The 637-nt window shown below is 63.9% G+C and carries 1 protein-coding gene; it reads left to right on the top strand.

The annotated features are described in order from the left end of the window. Positions 1–637, top strand: a 637-nt coding sequence (locus Z052_RS00095) for an AAA family ATPase (protein ID WP_144049934.1), incomplete at both ends; no start/stop codon positions are given.

Raw genomic sequence — 637 nt, 5'->3', positions numbered from 1 at the left:
CTCATCTACGGGAAGACGGGCACCGGGAAGTCCCTGTGCGCGAAGTACGTCTCCAAGCGACTCGTCTCGACCGCGAGCGAGGAGGGTGTTACGGCGACGTTCGCCTACGTCGACTGCGCGCAGGACACCACCGAGACGCAAGCGGTCCAGACGATCGCCGAGGGTGTCAACGACCCCGAGGAAACCGGGATCAACGTCCCCGATAAGGGGCTCTCTACGTCCACGTACTACAAGCGACTCTGGCGGATCCTCGACCAGCGGTACGACGTCGTCTTGATCCTGCTCGACGAGATCGATAAGCTCGATGACGACGCCATCCTGATGCAGCTGTCCCGCGCTGGCGAGGCGGGAAAGATCACCGACTGTAAGTTGGGCGTCGTCGGCATCAGCAACAAGATCCAGTACAAAGACCGGATGGACGAGCGCGTCAAATCGAGCCTCTGTGAGCGCGAGTTCGTCTTCCCGCCGTACGACGCGAACCAACTCAGGGAAATCATGCAGGCGCGGGCGGACGCGTTCCACGACGCCGTTCTCGAACCCTCGACGATCCCGCGCGCCGCCGCGCTGGCGGCGCGCGAACACGGCGACGCGCGGAAGGCTATCGACATCCTCCGGTACGCGGGCGAGATCGCACAGG

Origin of the sequence: Halorubrum sp. C191 (genome assembly GCF_002727095.1) — an archaeon.
Lineage (GTDB): Archaea > Halobacteriota > Halobacteria > Halobacteriales > Haloferacaceae > Halorubrum > Halorubrum ezzemoulense.
This window is presented reverse-complemented; position numbering and strand designations above follow the sequence as displayed.